Annotated in this window: 18 protein-coding genes; 17 read left to right on the top strand and 1 reads right to left on the bottom strand. The window is 57.8% G+C overall.

All coding sequences use genetic code 11. The features are described 5' to 3' along the window. Nucleotides 1-81: 81 nt before the first annotated feature. The 11 genes from ACLFKU_RS23795 to ACLFKU_RS23745 all read left to right on the top strand — a co-directional run bounded on the left by ACLFKU_RS23795 (nt 82) and on the right by ACLFKU_RS23745 (nt 9,961). Nucleotides 82-771 carry an amidohydrolase family protein gene (locus ACLFKU_RS23795; RefSeq protein ID WP_410850683.1) on the top strand — a complete coding sequence of 230 codons (690 nt, stop codon included), beginning with the start codon at nt 82-84 and terminating at the stop codon, nt 769-771. A 26-nt stretch (nt 772-797) separates the two neighbouring features. Further along, complete coding sequence (locus ACLFKU_RS23790; RefSeq protein ID WP_410850677.1) at nt 798-1,901, top strand: zinc-dependent alcohol dehydrogenase; 1,104 nt, start codon at nt 798-800, stop codon at nt 1,899-1,901. A gap of 46 nt (nt 1,902-1,947) precedes the next feature. Next, nucleotides 1,948-2,793 carry an amidohydrolase family protein gene (locus ACLFKU_RS23785; RefSeq protein ID WP_410850676.1) on the top strand — a complete coding sequence of 282 codons (846 nt, stop codon included), beginning with the start codon at nt 1,948-1,950 and terminating at the stop codon, nt 2,791-2,793. A gap of 241 nt (nt 2,794-3,034) precedes the next feature. After that, a complete protein-coding gene (locus ACLFKU_RS23780) occupies nt 3,035-4,093 on the top strand; it encodes a Rieske 2Fe-2S domain-containing protein (RefSeq protein ID WP_410850675.1) in 1,059 nt (352 codons plus the stop codon). 35 nt (nt 4,094-4,128) lie between these two features. After that, entirely contained in the window at nt 4,129-5,709 is a 1,581-nt protein-coding gene (locus tag ACLFKU_RS23775; protein WP_410850674.1) for an FAD-dependent oxidoreductase, read from the top strand. A gap of 38 nt (nt 5,710-5,747) precedes the next feature. After that, complete coding sequence (locus tag ACLFKU_RS23770; protein WP_410850673.1) at nt 5,748-7,088, top strand: MFS transporter; 1,341 nt, start codon at nt 5,748-5,750, stop codon at nt 7,086-7,088. A 69-nt stretch (nt 7,089-7,157) separates the two neighbouring features. Further along, entirely contained in the window at nt 7,158-8,330 is a 1,173-nt protein-coding gene (locus tag ACLFKU_RS23765; RefSeq protein WP_410850672.1) for a mandelate racemase/muconate lactonizing enzyme family protein, read from the top strand. A gap of 67 nt (nt 8,331-8,397) precedes the next feature. Continuing rightward, the gene (locus ACLFKU_RS23760) at nt 8,398-8,913 is read left to right on the top strand and encodes a hypothetical protein (protein ID WP_410850671.1); all 516 of its coding nucleotides are present in this window, start codon (nt 8,398-8,400) and stop codon (nt 8,911-8,913) included. Then, a complete protein-coding gene (locus ACLFKU_RS23755; protein WP_087738133.1) occupies nt 8,910-9,104 on the top strand; it encodes a hypothetical protein in 195 nt (64 codons plus the stop codon). Before ACLFKU_RS23760 ends, ACLFKU_RS23755 begins: the two co-directional genes overlap by 4 nt. Nucleotides 9,105-9,223: 119 nt before the next feature. Then, the gene (locus ACLFKU_RS23750; protein ID WP_246391931.1) at nt 9,224-9,760 is read left to right on the top strand and encodes a hypothetical protein; all 537 of its coding nucleotides are present in this window, start codon (nt 9,224-9,226) and stop codon (nt 9,758-9,760) included. A gap of 12 nt (nt 9,761-9,772) precedes the next feature. Next, nucleotides 9,773-9,961 (top strand): hypothetical protein, encoded by a 189-nt coding sequence (locus ACLFKU_RS23745; RefSeq protein WP_368585482.1) that lies wholly within the window; start codon nt 9,773-9,775, stop codon nt 9,959-9,961. A 512-nt stretch (nt 9,962-10,473) separates the two neighbouring features. Here the strand turns inward: ACLFKU_RS23745 and ACLFKU_RS23740 are convergent. Continuing rightward, complete coding sequence (locus ACLFKU_RS23740; RefSeq protein ID WP_410850670.1) at nt 10,474-11,850, bottom strand: porin; 1,377 nt, start codon at nt 11,848-11,850, stop codon at nt 10,474-10,476. 424 nt (nt 11,851-12,274) lie between these two features. Here ACLFKU_RS23740 and ACLFKU_RS23735 point away from each other — a divergent pair, with 424 nt between their 5' ends. The 6 genes from ACLFKU_RS23735 to ACLFKU_RS23710 all read left to right on the top strand — a co-directional run bounded on the left by ACLFKU_RS23735 (nt 12,275) and on the right by ACLFKU_RS23710 (nt 16,844). After that, nucleotides 12,275-12,538, top strand: coding sequence for a DUF4148 domain-containing protein (locus ACLFKU_RS23735; RefSeq protein ID WP_410850669.1), 264 nt, complete (start codon nt 12,275-12,277; stop codon nt 12,536-12,538). A gap of 471 nt (nt 12,539-13,009) precedes the next feature. Continuing rightward, nucleotides 13,010-13,513, top strand: coding sequence for a hypothetical protein (locus tag ACLFKU_RS23730; protein ID WP_410850668.1), 504 nt, complete (start codon nt 13,010-13,012; stop codon nt 13,511-13,513). Nucleotides 13,514-13,537: 24 nt separating this feature from the next. Next, the gene (locus ACLFKU_RS23725) at nt 13,538-14,059 is read left to right on the top strand and encodes a DoxX family membrane protein (protein ID WP_410850667.1); all 522 of its coding nucleotides are present in this window, start codon (nt 13,538-13,540) and stop codon (nt 14,057-14,059) included. A gap of 167 nt (nt 14,060-14,226) precedes the next feature. Next, nucleotides 14,227-15,207 (top strand): TRAP transporter substrate-binding protein DctP, encoded by a 981-nt coding sequence (dctP, locus tag ACLFKU_RS23720; protein ID WP_410850666.1) that lies wholly within the window; start codon nt 14,227-14,229, stop codon nt 15,205-15,207. Nucleotides 15,208-15,302: 95 nt separating this feature from the next. Next, complete coding sequence (locus tag ACLFKU_RS23715; RefSeq protein WP_410850665.1) at nt 15,303-16,658, top strand: MFS transporter; 1,356 nt, start codon at nt 15,303-15,305, stop codon at nt 16,656-16,658. A 15-nt stretch (nt 16,659-16,673) separates the two neighbouring features. Then, a complete protein-coding gene (locus tag ACLFKU_RS23710) occupies nt 16,674-16,844 on the top strand; it encodes a hypothetical protein (protein ID WP_368585489.1) in 171 nt (56 codons plus the stop codon). Nucleotides 16,845-17,089: the final 245 nt, after the last annotated feature.

Here is a 17,089-nt window from a genome sequence, read left to right as displayed (position 1 = left end):
GGGCAAAACGCCCGCGTGCAATGCCCGCAAGGGCCAAAAACCAAAGGATGACGGTCGGCTTCACGACCTGAACACCTCTACATCGCCGACACGTCGCAAATTCAGCTGCTTGTTCAGCGTAGCCTTAAGCGATTTCCCGGCCGTCTGTCGAGCGTGGCCTGGGTCGATGTCGAGGACCCGGACGTTGCGAAGACGATCGAATCGCTGGCACGCGCTGGTGCCAGCGGTATTCGATTGAGACCATCCGCATGTCTTGACGACGGTCGCCTTCCCGAGGCCTGGCGCGGTGTTCAGGCCTCGGGATTGCCAGTGAGCTGCGTGGGATCTGCTGAAACGTTCAACGCGCCGGGCTTCATTGAATTGATCACCAAATTGCCGGATACGACGATTGTCCTCGAGCATCTTGGCGGCACCAGTGCACCGGCTTCAACGGATGAAGCGCTGGCCCTGCGCCGTCAGGTGTTCAAACTCGCGGCGTTTCCCAATGTGATGCTGAAAGTGCCGGGTCTTGGCGAACTATTGCCTCGCGATCCGAAAACATGGCACCTGGGCCGGCCCTTTGGTGATGCTCATCCTACGCTCCTACACGAAGCAGTTGACGCGTTTGGCGCTGATCGTTTGATGTGGGGCTCTGACTTTCCCGTCGTCAGTTCACGCGAGGGATATGGTCTGGCGTTGAAACTCCCGCGTCATGCGCTCGCTGGACTGACGAATCACGATCTCGACGCGATCTTTGGCGGCAACGCACTGCGCGTATTTTCGAAAGCCTGAGATTGAAAAACTAGCAGGAGACAGACATGACGAAGAAGGTGTTGGCCGCGGTTAAAACGGATGTCGAGACTACCGAATTGCGCGAATTCGACTATCCGCAAGTGCGCGCAGAGACCGGCATTTTGCGCATCGAAGCCAGCGGCGTCGGTGGCAGCGATCCCGAGTTGTATCGCAAGGCAGGTCACGTTCCGGTGATCATGGGCCACGAGAACGTCGGCACGATCGAAGAGGTTGGCGAAATCGCCGCTAAACGGTGGGGCGTCAAGCCCGGCGACCGCGTGGCTCTCCACGAATACCTGCCGTGCTGGAATTGCGAGTGGTGTATGAAGGGCGATTTCCGTCTGTGCATGGAAGTCGATTTCTTCAACGTGAAGGATCGCCTGAATACCGACCGATTCGGTATGTCCACCGCCAACAAGCCGCCGCATCTGTGGGGCGGGTACGCGCAGTACATGCATATGCCGCTCAACACGGTGATGCACAAGATTCCCCAGGACCTGCCGGCCACCCACGCGACGCTGGCCGTGCCGTTCGGCAACGGCGTGCAGTGGGCGTGTCTGGACGGTGGCGCAGGCCCCGGCAAGGTCGTGCTCGTCTTCGGTCCCGGCCAGCAGGGTTTGGGCTGCGTGCTGGCGGCAAAGGCCGCGGGCTCGTACACGGTGATTCTCGCGGGTATGACGCGTGACCAGACTCGTCTCGATCTGTCGCTGCGCCTCGGCGCCGACTACGCGATCAATGTCGAAACGCAAGACCTTGAAGCCGAAGTGATGCGTATCACGAAGGGCCGCGGGGTGGACGTCGTTGTCGATACGACGGGCGATCCCAAGGGCGAAATCGTCAAGCAGGCGATCGCGCTGGCAGCGAAGGGCGCTTACCTGAGCCTGAACGGCCTGGAACAACACGTGCCGATCGGCGAGATCAAGAAACGCTATCTGACGGTGCGCGCACCGCGTGGCCGTAGCTATGCGGCCGTCGAACTCGCACTGCGCTATATCGGTTCGGGCCGCTATCCGATCGACGAGGTGTGCTCGCACACGTTCGGACTCGCACAGACACACGAAGCGATCCTGGCGACGGCCGGGCGTGGCGTCGAAGGCGCTATCCACGTCTGTGTTGATCCGTGGAAATAACGCCCTGCCGTTTGTTGATATCGAATTTTACAGAGAAGGTAACGTCATGATCGACAGTCACGCCCACCTGATTTCCACTAACGTGGAGAAGTATCCGCCGTCGCCGTTGAGCGGCACGCTCGAAGCGAACGCATTCGACAACCCGGTGACGGCCGAACGCTTGATCGACCTGCTCGACGCTTATGGTGTCGAGAAGGCGCTCGCGGTCCAGCGGGCCCACCTCTACGGCTTCCACAACGACTATGTGGTGGACTCCGCCGAGCAATATCCCGATCGTCTGCGTTCGCTGTGCATGATCGATGCACTGGCCGACAACGTGGAAGAAACCGTGCGCTACTGGGTCGGCCAACGCGGCTCGGTCGGCATTCGTTTGACGGAGCCGAACAAGGGCGCGGACCAGAGCTGGTTCGCGTCGAAAGAAGCGCTGCGTGCATGGTCGGCCGTGTCGGATCTCGGCGGCTCGGTGCGTCTGCACTTCTATCGCTGGAATCGCGTCGGCGCGCTCGAAGCGCTTCGAGACGTCGTCAAGCAATTCCCGAACACCCCGGTCATTCTCGACCACTTTTCGAACATCGTCGGCGAATCGGGTGCACCGGACTACGGCGTGGACGAAGCGCTGCTCACGTTCGTCGATTCGCCGAACGTCTATCTGCTGTACTCGATGATCAACCTCGGCAAACTGAAGGCACTCGAGCTGCCGGCAGCGCCCGTCGTCGAGCGTGTTGTCCGGTTGTTCGGCGCCGACCGGGTGATGTGGGGTTCGGACATCGCGCAGTCGAAGGGTGAGTACAAGGACATGGTTCAGTTGGCCAAGGACTCGGTGTCGTCGCTCTCTGAAGCGGATCAGCGGAAGGTCCTGCACACGACCGCCGAACGCGTGTACTTCAGCTGATATTCGCCCACCTAAATACGGCGTTCCAATAAGAAATTGCGGGACGCCGCTTCTCGCATTTAAGGGTATCCCCGAGTCTTGTCGAGCGGTGCTACAAGATAAGATAAAGAATACCCAATTGAATACTTTCGGCGGTCGAGCGCGGTGGGTCCGATCCGAGGCAACTTTGGTCGGCTGTACCGCACGGGTCAGGCAATACGCTCGATTTGTCCGTTCTCGATTCTCTCTGAGGAGACATCAAATGAAATTCCTTCGGAATTGTTGGTACATGGTTGGCTGGTCGAGCGAGTTCTCGGCTACCGACATCGTCCCGTTCACCGTGATGGACGAGCCGCTGGCGCTCTATCGCAAGGACGACGGCACCCTCGTCGCTCTGGAAGACCTGTGCCCGCATCGATTGGCGCCGCTCACGGTTGGCCGCAAGGAAGGCGACGAACTGCGCTGCATGTATCACGGCCTCAAGTTCGCTGCCGATGGTCGCTGCACCGAAATCCCGGGCCAGGAGCGCATCTCGTCGAAGGTCTGCGTGCGCAGCTATCCGATCGAAGAAAAGCACGGTGCCGCGTGGGTCTGGATGGGCGACCCGGCAAAGGCCGACGTCGCGCTGATTCCGCCGATCGAAGGTCCGGACAGCGACACGTACGCGATGGTTTGCTCGAAGTTCGTGATGAACGGCAACGCCGAACTCGTGGCCGACAACCTGCTCGATCTGTCGCACGCACCGTTCATTCACGAATCGACGTTCGGTGCGAACAACAAGGTGTCGCTGAAGGTCCAGAAGGACGGCGAGACCAAGCGCGGCACGACGGTTCTCGAACGTGGCGTGGTCGCCGACCGTTGGCACATGGGCCGACCGACGAACCCGTATTTCGATCTGCCTTCCGACGATAACGTGGTCAGCACCTTCCTCGTGCCGGGCGTCTTCATTCTGAAGATCAACTCCTTCGCACCAGGCGTTCAAGATCGATTCGTCGACGGCAAGCCGAACGAGGGACCGATCTTCCGTCGCTGCACGTGCCAGATGATTACGCCGATCAACGATACGCAATCGATGTTCTTCTACAACTTCGGTCCGGATCATGGGCACGCCGATCTGAAGGAACACGCATTCGGAATCGCGGACGCGGCATTCGCCGAAGACAAGGCAATCATCGAAGCGCAGCAGGCAATGATCAAGAAGGTGCCGGGCCGCAAGATGATCATGCTGGCGATGGATCAGCCGGTGCTGCGTTACAACGAGATCTATGACGGCCTTCGCACAAAGGAAGAAGCCGAGCAGGCAGCAGCTCCTGCAGCCTAAGTAGCTCAACCCGCGCCGGCATGTTTAGAGAAACGATGGATAACGAAAAGATGGAAGTGAACTGGACCGAGCCCCGATGGGATGAACAGGCCGATATGGTCGTGGTCGGCTATGGCGGTGCGGGCGCAACGTTCGCGTTCGCTGCCGCCGAACAGGGCGCTGACGTGCTCATCCTCGAAAAGGGTGCGCAGGGGGGCGGCAACTCGGTCTGTGTGGCGGGTGGTCTGATCATGACCTCCGTCGATGAAGAAGAGTCTTTCAAGTATCTGAACTGGTTGTGTGCAGGCCAGACCGAGGAGAGCGTTCTTCGTCATTTCGTTGCAAGTCTCAAAGACATACCCGCGTTCCAGCACAAACTGGAATTGCCGCTCAAAGACAACCCGCAGCCGTTCTCGGCCCCGGGTTTCTTTCCCGAGTTCGCGGGCGCTCCGGGTGCCGAGAGCATCAAGGGCATGAGCGTCGTGGCCGCACCGGGCGGTGCAGGTCTCTATAACGCGATCTCGGCTCAAGCAGAGAAGGCGGGTGCGCGTGTCAAGTACAGCACGCGGGTCACGCGTCTGATTCAGCATCCGGTGACGCGTGCGATTCTCGGTGTCGAAGCCGAGCGCGAAGATGGCACGACGATCACGATTCGCGGTCGCAAGGCGACGGTGCTGGCCAGCGGTGGCTTCGAAGCGAACGAGGCCATGTGCAAGCAGTTCCTCACCGCATGCCCGATCTATTTCCTGGGTAGCCCGAATCTGACCGGCGACGGCATCCGCATGGCGCAGGAAGTCGGTGCCCAGCTGTGGCACATGAACGCCGTGGCAGGCCCGCTCAACATGGGCATCAAGACTAAGGAAGGGTACGTCTACGTCACGTATGACCTCAACAAGGTAGCGGGTTTCGGCTACAAGTCGGGCGCGTTCAAGGACGGCGGCAGTCTGCTGTGGGTGAACCGGCAGGCGAAGCGCTTCCACAACGAAACGATCGACACGTCGGTCGTTCAACACGGCCTGGCGAATCGCGACACGTGGCTGGCAACGACGCCGGGCATTCCGGAATTCACCAACGTGCCGGCATTCCACATCTTCGACGAAAAGGTTCGGGCCGGAGGCGCGGCGATGACCACGCTGAATTCGCGCGTGCCGCCGTGGAGCCAGGACAACCTCAAGGAACTCGAAGAAGGTCTGATCATCAAGGCCGATACGCTCGAAGAACTGGCGTTGAAGTGCCAATGGCCGGAAATCCCCGGCGTGACCAAGGCAGGTCACCTCGATCCCCACGCACTTCGTGAGACGGTCGAGCGCTATAACGAGCAGTGCCGTCTGAATGCGGATCCCGAGTTCGGACGTGAGACGTTCCTGGTGCCGCTCAACGACGAGGGACCCTACTACGCGATCGGACCCATGCTGCCGACCTACCTCAATACCCATGGTGGACCGAAACATGATGCGGGGCAACGTGTTCTCGATCATCAGGACAAGCCGATTCCCGGTCTCTATGCAGTTGGGGAGTGCGGATCTTTCTGGGGTCCGTTTTACAACTCGATGGGCGATATTGCGGAGTTCATCGTATCAGGCATGACAGCGGCGAAGACCGCACTTTCCGATAGCGAGGCTCGGAAGATTCGCTGATTGATTGCACGGAAAACTAAACCAGGAGACAGAGAACAATGAGTGAGACCGCACAGGTGCGAGCGACGTTCGCACCCGCCGAAGCCGCTTCGGATTCGAAAACGTCGAAGGGAGCATGGTGGATGCTCGTCATTTTGACGGCGACCTACGTGATCTCCTTCATCGATCGGGGTGCGATTTCCCTCGTCGTCGGACCGATCAAGGAAGACCTCGGAATTTCCGACCTCGAAGTCAGTTGGCTTCTCGGGCTCTCATTCATGCTGCTGTACAGCGTGCTTGGCATTCCCATGGGTGCGCTGGTCGATAAGTACGAGCGCCGGCGCCTGCTCGGTGGCGCGATCATGGCATGGTCCGCCGTCAAGGTTCTGTGCGGCTTAAGTCAGACATATGTCCAGTTGTTCGCGACGCGCGTGGGTCTCGGTGTTGGCGAGGCCGCGCTGTCGCCTGGCGCCGCGTCGATGATTCGCGATGCGTTTCCGCCGCAACGCCGCAGCCTCGCGTTCGGCATTTACAACATCGGACCGCTTCTCGGCACCGGTCTGGCTCTCGGGCTCGGCGGCTTTCTGCTGAAAGCCGCATCGGCGGGTGCATTTGCGGGCCTGCCGCTGGTTGGCGGCCTCAAACCATGGCATTTCGTGCTGCTGGTGCCCGGACTTATCGGCATTCCGTTCGCCCTGCTTCTGTGGCTCGTACGTGAGCCGGTACGCCGCGACGTCAACGCAGGCAGTGGAGTCACGTATCGTGAAGCGCTTTGTTTCGCGTGGGCCAACAAGGCCGTCTACGTTCAACTCTGGGTTGCAATCTGCTTGTACGGCATTGCGGTTGGTTCGCAAATGGCCTGGCTGCCTGAAATCATCGCGCGCACGCTGAATATCCCGCGTCCGGAGATCGGTAAGGCGTTGGGCGGTGTGGCACTGTTGGCGTCGCCTGCTGGCCTGTTGATCCTGGGTCGTATCGCTGACTGGCTGCGTGAACGCGGCATGATCGACGCACCGGTTCGCGTCGCCGCTGTCACGACGGCTATCGCTGCAATCGTCACCGCATGCTTCCCGCTGATCCACTCGATGAATGTCGGCCTGATTGCCTATTTCGTGCAGACGTTCATGTTCTCGATGTTCGCGGTAGCTGGCGGCGCAACGATGGCCAACTTCACGCCCGGCAACATGATGGGCAAACTGACGGCGGTCTACTACCTGATCACGAACCTGCTCGGTCTAGCACTCGGGCCCACCGTCGTTGCGCTCGTTGCCAAACTGTTCTCGGGTCCGAACGCCCTCGGCGCTTCCTTCGTCATTTGCTATGTGATCTCGGTTGCAGTGGCAGTCATTCTGTTGATCCGTGTCTGTGGTGCGCTGCGCCGTGCGGCGGCGAATAGCTGATATCTGATATCTGATTCAGGAGTGTGCGGTGTGGGCACTCCTCTCTCGAGTTCCTACAGGTTCAATCCAGTGAAAATTACCCGCGTTGAGTGCGTTCCGGTTTCAATGCCGCTTAAGAAGCCACTGAAGCTTCCGAACGTCACGATCACCTGTCTGAATACGCTCGTGGTGCGTATTTACGCCGATAACGGTTTGGTGGGCGTCGCTGAATCTGGCGACACTTCGTCGTGGTATCGCGGCGAAAGCCAGGCCTCGATGACGGCGATGATTTCCGATATTTTCGCTCTGCGAATCCTGCTCGGCGAAGATCCGTGCAATATCGAAAAAATCGTCGGCATGATGGACCAGCTCGCACGCGACAATAATCAGGCGAAAGCGCTCGTCGATTGCGCGTTGCACGACCTGAAGGGGAAGGCACTCGGTCGGCCGGTTTACGATCTTCTGGGTGGCCGCACTCGCGAGTCGGTACCGTTGGGTTGGGTTCTCTCGGCCGGCGATCCGGAAAAAGTGGCGGAGGCAGCGGTCCAGGTTCGGGAGGCAGGTTTCTCGGCCTTCAAACTCAAGGTTGGACGCCATACGTTCGACAACGATGTGGCGACGGCCCGTGAAGTGCGCAAGGCACTCGGCCCGGACGCGATGATCACGCTGGACGCAAATGGGTCGTGGAATTACGAGCAGGCCCTGAAAACGGTGCGTCGTCTGGACGAATACAACCTCGCGTTTATGGAGCAGCCGCTCGCGCATCAGTACCGCGACAGCATGTCCAAACTCCGCGAGCGCGTGAACACACCGATTTACGCGGACGAGGGCGCGCAGGAACTCGGCGACCTGCGCGAAATCGCCGAACGCCGCTCGGCTGACGGCGTGATTCTGAAGATTCAAAAAGTGGGCGGTCTGCTGAAGGCACGACGATTCCTGGCCGCATGCCGGATCTACGACATCCCCGTGTTCTGCTCCACCTTGATTGGCGGCGGTATCGAGTCGGGACCGAGCACGCATTTGATGGTCTCGGATCAGTGGGCGTGCCAGTTCATGAGCGAAAGCATGGGGCCGCTGGCGGTGCATTCGGTATTCAACAGCGACGAGATTCCGGCGGGCGAAGATCTGGCAATCGGCGGTCAGCGGTTTGCTCAGGGTCGCGCATATCCGAGCGAAGGCCCGGGCTTCGGATTCGAGGTCGATGAAAAGCTACTGAACAAAATCATCACGCCGGGCGCAGCCCATCGGGTCGTTCAGGCGTAAACGGGCATTCAGCGGCTGACTCGATTCCGCCGCGTTGCGAAACTAAAGCCAACAACGGAGACATCTGATGCAAGGTATTAATTCGCCGCCGTGGAAGTACGCTGTCCTTTGGCTCAGGATATATTTCGGAGCCGATTTGCTGTGGTCGGGTTTCCGTTATATCTCCACCGGATGGGTTCCATTCATTCCGGGCACCGGAGGTGCATACGTGCAAGCGCTGGATGCGATTCACATGTTCCCGGTCGTCAAGTATATGGAATGCGTGCTCGGTATCCTGATGCTGACCAACCGTTTCGTGCTGCTCGCTGCGATTTTCGAGTTCCCGACTTCGGTTTCGATTTTCTGGATCAATACCTTCATCGTTGCGACTCCGCGTCAATTGTTCTCGGGCCCGAATCAACTGCTGATGAATGGTCTATTGATTTTGGCCTACAGCGGCTACATGGCTTCGGTATTTAAGCCAAAACTCACGCCTCTGGCATTGTGGGAAGGGTTCAAGGTCGATGTCTGGAAAGAGTCTCTCAAGTTCAAAAAAACATCTGAACCGAGCAGTGATATCGTCGGATCGGGAGAACTGCAATGAAGAGCAACCGGAACCTTTATATCGGTCTCGCCCTGTGTCTGGTCATGACGTGCTGGGTCTTCTTCGGATCGACGGGATTGGGTTACACGGAATATCGTCCTCTGCGCGCGCGTGACATGTTTGGTCTGGCAATTCCGTGGATCTGCGTCATTACTGTACTGATTCGCGATCGCCGTAAAGGCATCGTTTAAAACGGCTCTTAGGTGATGGGAAGTTTCCATCACCTTTGAGATATCCTGTCGTATTGCAATTTCCGCGGTACCATATTTCAACGTTGTACTGCAAGAACCTTTACGGAAATACCCTTCCCATGAATAGCGCGAATTCTTCCCCGTGGAAGTATGTAATCACGTGGTTGCGTCTGTATTTCGGCGCCCACCTTTTCTTCTCAGGTATCCGATTCGTGATCGACGGCTATGTGCCAATGATTCCAGGTCTCGCCGGCCAGTATGTGGCGGGAGCCGATGCGATCGGTATGTATCACTGGGTTAAGTACATGGAAGCGGTTTACGGGGCACTGCTGCTGATGAACCGTTTCGTGTTCCTGACACTGATTCTCGAGATGCCGACGACGGTCACGATTTTCTGGCTGAACACGTTTATCTCGGCGACGCCGCGTCAACTGTTCTCGGGTCCGCAAGAACTCCTGATGAACGGCATTCTGCTGCTCGCGTACAGCGGCTACATGGCGGTTTGCTTCCGTCCGACGCTCAACCCGATGTGGCTGTGGGACGGCTGGAAGGGTTTCAGCCTGAAGGGCAAAGGTGGGAGCCTGGTGGGTGTACCCGCCGTCGAACAGCAGCAAAATGTACCCGCCTTCGAACAGCGGAAAAAAGAATTGGCTTAAGGAGCACACGCGATGAAAAAGAATACCTGGATCGCAATCGCCATCTGTATCGCACTGACGCTGGCGGCCGTCGACGGCTCGACGGGTTGGGGCTGGACGGAGTACCGTCCGCTGCGTAATTTCGACTACTTCGGCCTCGGCGTCTCCTGGCTGCTCTTCATCTTCGTGCTCGTGCGCGACAAGGTCAAGGGCGAAGCATAAGGCTTCGGTCACCGCGGTTCTAGATTCAAGGAAGTCCAGGGAGAATTTTCTCTCTGGACTTTTTTTTGTTTATATACGGCTTGGCGTGTCCATCTGAGTTGGGTTCAGCAGGATCGATCTGATGGTGGCGCAGGGCGCGAGTACGCATGACCCAAGTCGCAGGCGGTTCGTCTCTGATCTGTCGAGCAATGAGCTGCGACAGATATCCCAATCTCGCTTGGTTCTCCAGTGCGTTTGAAAGTCCTTAGACAGAGGCACTCCGTCTGTTTGAACGGATGGAGAAGTACCTGCCACTGGCGACAGAAAGATGTCTGCCTGCAGAGGATTAGTAGGCTAAGCTCGAGCGCAGGCTGACGACGGCGCTGGTCCGACGCGACCGAGAACAGATCATGCAGGTGTTGATCGATGAGCGGGATCGTATAAGCGGGACGGTCATCGACGTTTTGGTAAGCGGAGGGCTATGAATAAAAAAAGCCCGCTCGAAGCGGGCTTTTTCACAGGAGTAGGAGGGCTTAGAAGCGCGTTGCCAAACCCAGGCCGATTGCCGTGACATTGGCGTGGTAGCCGGTCGGGGCACCGAGACCACCGGGCGGGTAGATCGTTTGGTGCGCGATCCCGCTGTTCCAGAGCTTCTTGAAGAAGCCGTACAGCATTGTCGCCTTCGAGAGTTGGTACGTGTAACCGACAGCAGCCGATCGAATCGCCCAATTGCCAGTTACCGGACCGTTTGTGCTGGCATAGGTAATGTTCTGGTCGCTCAGTCCGCCGTAAGAAGCGCGAATGGTGCCGAATGGGCCGGTCGGAATCGTGACACCGGCTTGCCAGCCCTTATCGGTCTGGCCCGGATCATTCAGACGCACTTGGTACGTACCGTAGAGCGCGACGAAGTTGAAGTCATATTTCACACCCAAGACGTGTTCGTACGTATTGCGTGCAATGGTCGCTGACGGTTGCAGGCTGTGGCCGAAGCCGTAGCTCGTGAGCAACGGGCCGTTGGCGTAGGTAAGAGTCGCGAGTTGGTAGTGCGTCGCGTTCTGCAGACCTTGATTGTTGCCCCACGAATACGCTGCGGTGCCATTCAGACCCCTCCACGTCGGCGACGAATACTGGATCGTATTGTCCTGGCGAGCCGGATCTTGCAGCATGTTGAAAATCCACGGACGCGGTTCTTCGCCGCCAATCGAGCCGAGCGGCGATGCTGCTGCCAGCAGCATCGGGTCGAAGGTACCGCCCCATTCGTAGCCGGCTGTTTGCAGGCGGCCTGCAATGATCTGGCCGAAGTCGCGGCTGTCGATGCCGACGAAGGCGCGACGGCCGAACAAACGACCACTCTGGCCGGACGTGCCGTTGTTGATGTTGAAGCCGCTTTCGAGCACGGCGATCGCAGACAGACCGCCGCCCAGATCTTCCTTCGCGCGAATGCCCCAACGCGACCCACCGGCCCCGCCGCTGTTCATGCTGACGACGTGTTGGCCTTCAGAGTTTCCGAAGTAGCCGACGAATGCATCGGCAACGCCATACAGCGTCACGCTGGTCTGTGCCTGTGCCATCACAGGCGCGATTGCTGCCGCAACGGCGCAGCTAACGAGCAGTTTACGCAATTCCAGTGTCTCCCACATGTCGATGTTAATTTGTAGAGTGGCCGACGTTGCGCAACGGCAAAGCGATGCACAACGGCACGCATGCAAAATAATATACGATGTTGCATATGGCTGATAGAGAATTTCAAAAATGTTGTGTTCGAGGGTATTCCCTGGATGACAGCTGATGCTCGTTATTTTTACTTCATCGTCATTGCTTGGGATTGCAAAGGAAAAAGCGGTGGTGCAGAGCGATTCTTCAAAAGAAAAGATAAAGCACCATTGGTTGACCGAAATACCTGCTGTCACGCGTGAGCGCCGTGGGCGGAAAACTTGGCATGTCGACGCAAACGCTGCGCAACTGGTTGGTTGCAGGCGACTGAGGCCGGCATGATGAGTGGCCGCGGGCGAAGGTCATTTCGGCGGGGCAGAAGGCGCTCGCAGCCAGAAGCTTCCGGCGGGCATTCTATCGACACTTGCGGCGCGCCTCGATTTCGCGAGCTCCATCGAACGCCTCGTTCCGGCTGCGGCCCTGTCCTCGAAATTCCTCCGCTGACAGGACAGCGCCGAACGATACGCAATTAGTGATCCGTTGGTCCGCCACTTGCCGCACCATATTTCTCGCCCCTGGTTTGTGCACTACGCGAGAAGTGAATATGTTTCGATTTGCCTTTCGTTTGTCAAGACAGCGCTTATACTTATCAGCGATAACCCCGATAAGAAAGGTGTTGCCATGAACCCCCTTCCGCGTGTAGCGCTCGGCGTTCTTGCCGCGGCGTGCTGCTTCGCGTCTGTTGAGGCGCTGGCCCAACCGTACGATTCGACGATGCCGCTCACACGAGCCGCGGTGCGCGCCGACCTGATCGAATGGCGGAAGGCGGGCTACGATCAGTCCGACGACTGGTTCGACTACCCCGATAGCGCGATCCGCGCGGGCGCGATCGTGGCGCAATGGCGTGCGGCGGCCGGCACTCCAGCTGGTCAGATGGCCCAGTAGTAACATAACCGAATCACCCCAATCATCCGGCGTCGGCGCTGCAAGGGCCCATGCCGGTGGGGGATCGTGTTCGCTCGCGGATTGAATCTTCCTGTCCACCCATCCGGGTGAGGACTCAGTCAGTACGGAAGGCGGAGCATGGCAGGCTTCCGCCACCATGCCGCGTCAAGTATCGCGGCGTACAGGTTCGTCGTCTCCGACCGACTCACAGTTGGCGCACTCGTCAGCGCCAAATCCGACCTCGCCGCCCGCCGGCGCCTTCGCTTCCCGTGCATTACGCTCCGCGCGAACGAAACGTCGCATACATCAAATAGCACCTATCCGCCAACAACGGAAATAGGGAAACCCCGACGTTTACACGCGATCTTTCGGCCTATACGAGTCAGTAGGCTAAATTAAATACAAAAACGCAGGTCCTAACCATCTCAAGTCGAAGCGTTTCACTCTTCACAATGCTTTCAAGGAGGCAGGATGTCGAATAACCAGGGGGTTCTCTCCTCGGGGGGTAACGCCACGCGTGTCAACGTGTGGATGGACAGCATGACTGGACGCGTGGTCACGGCAATCGTGGGCTTCCTGTTCATCGCGCAGATCGCTCACGGTCTGCATTCGGATCCGCGTTGGCACTGGCATGCAGGCACCGGCAAACTGCCGCATGACATTGTTCAGGAGTTCATGGACCTGGCTTATACGGAGGGCAAGGGAGCCGAGGCCCACAAGACTTATTTCTCGGAAAAGGCTGTCGATAACGCGCCGAACACGATCGATCATCAGGATGGCGAACCCATTCCCCACGAAGTGAAGAAGATCATCGTCCAGGGCATGGACGTCGCGGTCTATCAGACGATCGGCGCCACCCGTGGCCGACCGGCGCAAGACGTTGTCGATGTCTACGAGATCAGCGGGTCTGGCTGGATCATTCGCCATGACCGCATTACGCAACAGAAGGCTGCGCCGGTGCAGGCTGCGAACTAAAACGGCAAAGGACGAAAGCACACTATGGACAACGATGATCGCAAAACGATGCCGCAACTCATCGGCAAAGTCATCCTGACGTTCTGCCGGCTGTATCTTGGCGGCTGGATGGTCGTCAGCGGTACCAGCTACTGGCGTACGGCTCTCGGCATGTCGCCGATCTTCCCGCAACCGTTCGGCACGCTGCCCGCGTCGAACGAGCTGCTGGTCACGATGGTTCACACGCATTTCTTCCATATCGTGAAGACGTGCGAAATTCTGGGTGGCCTTTCGCTCATTCTCGGTATCTTCGTCCCGGTCGGCCTGCTTATGCTTCTGCCGGTGTCGTTCGTCGTCTGGTACAACGCGATCGTGTTGAACCATCGCTTCGACAAGATGTTCACGCCGTACATGGGCGTTGGGTGCCTGTACATGAACCTGATTCTGATGGTCTGGTACATCAAGTATTACCTGCCGATGATGACGTTCAAAACGACGATCGGCCGCATCAGCGACTGGAAGAAGCTGCCCAAAATTTTCAAGTCGGACGTGGTTGATTTGATCTGATTTCGGATGTGAAATGAGGGATTTGGCTACGTTGCTTCGGTAACGTAGCTTTTTTTGTTTAAGTATTTGGCGATATTTCCTAAATCATGACGAAAAGATTTTCGCGTCTTAAATCGGGTTGGTCATTGAGCCGAGTTTGTGGCGATATTAGCGGTGCGATATTTGGCATGCTGTTGATCGCGCAGCCGTTGATCGCGCATGGGCAGCCTGTTCAAACGCTCACGATCGTAGAGTATCGATCGCATATGTCGCCGGACCAGCCGACAATGCGTGGCATGGCCAGGTTCGCAGATATCGTGAACCGGGAGTCGCACGGTCGTCTGGCCGTGAGCGTGAGCGCGGATACAGTTCCGGGTTCGCCGGGTGAGCAGATCAAGACATTGCAGGCAGGTGGCCCGGGTGCCCCGGATTTGATGCTGCTGGTGACGCCGGCATTGCGTCACCTCGTGCCCGAATTCGAAATCATGGATCTGCCGTTTGTTGTCCGCAGCGAACGTCAGGCGCAGGCGCTGCTCGATGGTCCGTTCGGACAAGCTCTGTTGTCGCGCCTAGAGAGCCACGGCCTCACGGGTCTCGCCTGGTGGGAGAACGGCTTCCGACAGATCACGACGTCGGGCCAGCCGTTCCGGCAGGCGCTCGATCTGGCGAACCGGCCGGTTCGTGTGATCCCGGAACCCGCGTTCGTTGAGACGTTCAAGGTCTTGGGCGCTGACGTCGTGGGACTTCCGTATTCTGAGCTATACGGAGCGTTGAAGAGTGGACGCATCGTTGCAGAGGATAACTTCTATTCGCAAATCCTGGCCGGGCGCCTTTATGATGTTCAATCGGCCGTCTCGATCACGAATCACTCATATAGCGCCATTGCTGTCATTGCCAATTCGGCGGTCTGGCGGAAGTTGACAGTTCAGGATCGACATGTTTTACAACACGCTGCGATAGAAGCAGGGCGCTTTGAGCGCGACCTGATTCGAGAACAGGCGAAAGCCGATCGTGCAGAGCTTGAGCGTCGCGGTATGACGGTCTATACAGTCGCGAGCGATGAAATAGAAAAGCTGGACACCATGACAGACCCCGTCAGACAGCAATTCTTCCGCAACTACGATCCCATAATCGTCGATATGTATCGACGTCAAATAGCGAAACGCTAGACAATCCGGTGCTTGAGAAAAATATAACTATTGGGGATGTGCGAGACTCCGCCCAGGAGTCTCGCTCTGCATCCAGGCGTACGCGACTGATCCCGATGATCGTCGCGGTACCGATGTTTTTGCAGAGTCTCGATACCTCGATATTGGGCACGGCTCTCCAGTCGATTGCCACTTCCCTGAATGTCGAGATACTTCATCTCAACTTCGCCATAACCGCGTACCTGTTGAGCCTCGCACTGTTTCTCCCGGCAAGCGGGTGGCTCACCGATAGATTCGGGACGCGGCGCGTATTCTGTTCGGCAGTCGCGATCTTCTCACTGGCATCCGCGCTATGCGGCGCGGCCACCTCGATCACTGAAATCGTTCTGTTCCGGGTCTTGCAAGGCCTCGGCGGCGCCATGATGGTGCCTGTAGGGCGCCTGATTCTGCTGCGAAGTATTCCGGCAACGCAGCTGGTCGCAGCGATGGTGTGGTTTACAGTACCGGGGGCCATTGGGCGTGTGATCGGGCCACTTCTGGGTGGGCTGATCGTCACGATGGGCTCCTGGCGATGGATCTTTCTGCTCAACATTCCATTCGGTGTGTTGGGCATCCTGCTGTCGTTGAAATTTGTGCCGGATTCGCGCTCGGAAAAGTCTGGGCCGTTCGACATGACGGGATTCATTCTGATGGCGATAGGGCTTTCCGGCATCGTATGTGGTCTGGAAACCGTTGGCCGGAATCTCGTCCCTATGAGCGTAACGATTGGAATCACGGCTATTGGGGTACTGGCAATGATCGTATACGGGCTCTATAGCCGTGGACGTTTCGATGTCATTATCCCTCTCAAGATTTTTGGATATAAAGCGTTTAGCATCACGACGATCGGCGGCATTCCGCTTAGACTCGCGGTCGGCTCGGCTCCAATCTTCGTACCGCTCCTGTTGCAAGTCGGCTTGGGATTGACCCCCATTCAATCTGGCTTGATGAGCGCCTGGCTGTCTGTCGGCGCATTCGGTGTCCGTCCAATCATGGATCGTGCAATAAGGAAGTTCGGATTCAGGCCGATCATGATGTTGGGCGCTGCGATGACGGGCGCGACATTCGCTTGCTATGGATTGTTCAGACCGACGACGTCGGTTGGGCTCATGTGCTTCGTCCTTTTCGTAGCGGGGATCGTTAATTCTCTGGGGATGATAACTATGAATACGGTTGGCTATTCCGGCATCCCTGATACTTTGATGAGTAAGGCCACGGCACTTTCGACAATGATGCAGCAGACCTCGATTAGTTTTGGCGTCGCAGTCTGCGCATCATGCCTGACGATCACCGCACAGGTTCATGGGCACAGCGCGGATCATCTGGTAATCGACGATTTCCCGATGACATTTTTCGTTGTCGGGGCCTTTACCCTGCTGTCGGTCGTGGCATTCGCCGGTCTTCCCAAGGAGGAAGGCCAGGAACTGCGCTAGATTACGATAAACGATATGAGCTATTCCTTTAAGTCACACGCCAATACACATCCGGGCTCGAGCGACTACGGTCGAGACCTGGCGGATCACTTCGGTGCCTTCGATGCGGAATTTTACGACCGGCGCTTGGCCGATCAAGCAACTGAACTGCAGGCGACGCCGCGAGACGAAGCGCACGGAAACTAACGAACGCGTAAGGTTGACGCTCGTGCGTGATCAACACGATTGGACGGTTCGGCAGCGCGAGAGGTACATTCAACGTCGAATAGCGTGGCGTGCAGTTCGAGCCGTCGCCAGTCGCTCTAACGTGACGAAGGCACTGAGTGGAGAATTCCGGTAGCCTCCAGTTGCGACAAGAGATGGATGCGCGACGGAAAAAAAAGCTCGATGCCTTTTCAGAACATCGAGCCCCTGTCGTTACGCATGCAACG

Origin of the sequence: Paraburkholderia sp. EG304 (genome assembly GCF_046543485.1) — a bacterium.
In the GTDB taxonomy this organism is placed as follows: domain Bacteria; phylum Pseudomonadota; class Gammaproteobacteria; order Burkholderiales; family Burkholderiaceae; genus Paraburkholderia; species Paraburkholderia youngii.
The sequence above is the reverse complement of the archived record's forward strand: the minus strand, read 5'-3'. Positions and strand labels throughout refer to the sequence as shown.

Coding starts and splice junctions, on each gene's coding strand:
- ACLFKU_RS23790 (WP_410850677.1), top strand. CDS start 798: ATGACGAAGAAGGTGTTGGCCGCGGTTAAAACGGATGTCGAGACTACC.
- dctP (WP_410850666.1), top strand. CDS start 14,227: ATGCTGTTGATCGCGCAGCCGTTGATCGCGCATGGGCAGCCTGTTCAA.
- ACLFKU_RS23775 (WP_410850674.1), top strand. CDS start 4,129: ATGGATAACGAAAAGATGGAAGTGAACTGGACCGAGCCCCGATGGGAT.
- ACLFKU_RS23770 (WP_410850673.1), top strand. CDS start 5,748: ATGAGTGAGACCGCACAGGTGCGAGCGACGTTCGCACCCGCCGAAGCC.
- ACLFKU_RS23760 (WP_410850671.1), top strand. CDS start 8,398: ATGCAAGGTATTAATTCGCCGCCGTGGAAGTACGCTGTCCTTTGGCTC.
- ACLFKU_RS23750 (WP_246391931.1), top strand. CDS start 9,224: ATGAATAGCGCGAATTCTTCCCCGTGGAAGTATGTAATCACGTGGTTG.
- ACLFKU_RS23715 (WP_410850665.1), top strand. CDS start 15,303: ATGATCGTCGCGGTACCGATGTTTTTGCAGAGTCTCGATACCTCGATA.
- ACLFKU_RS23735 (WP_410850669.1), top strand. CDS start 12,275: ATGAACCCCCTTCCGCGTGTAGCGCTCGGCGTTCTTGCCGCGGCGTGC.
- ACLFKU_RS23745 (WP_368585482.1), top strand. CDS start 9,773: ATGAAAAAGAATACCTGGATCGCAATCGCCATCTGTATCGCACTGACG.
- ACLFKU_RS23730 (WP_410850668.1), top strand. CDS start 13,010: ATGTCGAATAACCAGGGGGTTCTCTCCTCGGGGGGTAACGCCACGCGT.
- ACLFKU_RS23755 (WP_087738133.1), top strand. CDS start 8,910: ATGAAGAGCAACCGGAACCTTTATATCGGTCTCGCCCTGTGTCTGGTC.
- ACLFKU_RS23785 (WP_410850676.1), top strand. CDS start 1,948: ATGATCGACAGTCACGCCCACCTGATTTCCACTAACGTGGAGAAGTAT.
- ACLFKU_RS23725 (WP_410850667.1), top strand. CDS start 13,538: ATGGACAACGATGATCGCAAAACGATGCCGCAACTCATCGGCAAAGTC.
- ACLFKU_RS23710 (WP_368585489.1), top strand. CDS start 16,674: ATGAGCTATTCCTTTAAGTCACACGCCAATACACATCCGGGCTCGAGC.
- ACLFKU_RS23780 (WP_410850675.1), top strand. CDS start 3,035: ATGAAATTCCTTCGGAATTGTTGGTACATGGTTGGCTGGTCGAGCGAG.